General features: G+C 43.2%; 1 protein-coding gene. It reads right to left on the reverse strand.

The genetic code is table 11. From position 1 onward, the window contains the following. Nucleotides 1-380 precede the first annotated feature (380 nt). Entirely contained in the window at nt 381-1,667 is a 1,287-nt protein-coding gene (locus tag AC1DLM_RS35270) for an IS110 family RNA-guided transposase (protein WP_441992670.1), read from the reverse strand. Nucleotides 1,668-1,768 lie beyond the last annotated feature (101 nt).

Raw genomic sequence — 1,768 nt, forward strand, 5'->3', positions numbered from 1 at the left:
TCCCTCGGTTTTAAGGGTTTATCTCACTTTTACTCACTCATTCGCAGGATTCCGTTTCCCTGGATAACAGTTGTCGTTCTGAAAGTAAGCTTATTAAACTCCGTCGTTCCAATTTTGGACATGCGGGAACAGAAGAAAGGCTTTGGTACATTTCTCCAAGTGCTTTAATTCTGCACGCATACTCCACTTTTTCCTTGGTGCTTACCATCCCATGGCTCGACGGGTCTATACCCTTACATTCCTTCGTTACACCTGACCAAGGCGTGGAGACCGATAGCGTTTAGCGGATGGGTCAAAAGCCCTTGCCGGGCAGTAGCTCGGTTCTCCGTGCTTTCTTTTTGAATCCTGCGAATGAGTCAATCCACGTGATTGAGTTCGACTTAAGCAGCTTGCATAAATGCTGGGGCAGCTATCTCAGGAGAAAAAGTTTCTCCCTTCTGAACAATGCTAATAAGAATTCTTGCTAGTTTTCCAAGTAGTTTAAATACAGACTGTTGCTTCTTCATATGCTTGATTTGAACATTATTCTCATGCAATTTTTGGAACACAGGATTGTTTCCTACGAGTTGGACCGTAGCTAAATATAGATATTTTCGCAGTGCTGCATCGCCTCTTTTAGAGAGAATAATCTGGCCCTTACGTTTCCCTGACGTGCTTTCAGCTAAATTCAGGCCAGCTTTACGCAAAAGTTGACGCCCATGTACGTATTGTCTTAGGTCACCAGCTCCTGAAAGGATCGCTGCAGTGCAGATTGAGCCTAGTCCTTTGATAGAGCGAAGTTGATCAGCTATTGGAATTTCGCTTAGCAACTCTTTTATATCTTTCTCAATGCTATCTAATATTTCAGAATTCCTTTCAAATTCTTGTAATAGACGCCTCAGATCCTGCTTCGATTCATTAGCAGCAGTCGTATCGCCTACACTTCTCTTTGCTTGAGAAATGAGCTGTGCAGCTTTCTGCATGCCCGTAGAACCACCGGCTCGCTGCATATGATCTTTCCAACTTGTAATTACATCTGAGACAGATAAAGTCTCTACTTCCTGCGGGAAAGGGAATTCCCGAAGTGTGGCCATGGAACGTTTACAGGTCCAATCTTTAAACACAGAAAAATACTCAGGGAAGTGAATGTCTATCCATCGGATGATTCGGTTTTGCAGCCGCACGCTGTTCGTAACCCAGTATTCCCGATCACTCATAATAGTTCTCAACCTTTGAAAGACAACGGCCTGTCGTGAGTATTCATAGTAGAAACCTCGGCTGATCACGTCAGCAATAACTAGTGCATCTTTAGGATCATTTTTAGATTGGCAATTATCGCGGTTCTCCTTGTTTCGTTTGGTGGTAGCCGGATTCACCATAACCACGCTTTTCCCCTTATCAGAGAGCCAATTTGCCAAGTTTAATCCGTAATGTCCTGTCGGCTCCATACCAATAATGAGCCCTTTCAAAGAATTTTTTTGCCCGATTCCCTCAACCCATCTCATTAATTTTTCGAAGCCTTCAATTGTATTTGAAAATGATAGGTGCCGCTTAGAGAGCACTATGCCACGAAAATTTGTTGCTTGTGCTACATGAGTATCCTTAGCGATGTCGATACCCACGACAAGATGAGATGTAGTAATTCGTTCTATTCGTTGATTTTGTCCGTTAGATTGTTTAAACTTCATAAGTAAGAGCGCCTCCTTGATGGTATTGGGTTACGAACCCGTCGACAAATCCATCATACCGAGGCGCTCCTTTTTTGACAAAGGCCATTTCTTAGCCTTAA

This window comes from Paenibacillus sp. 01T442 (assembly GCF_056398345.1).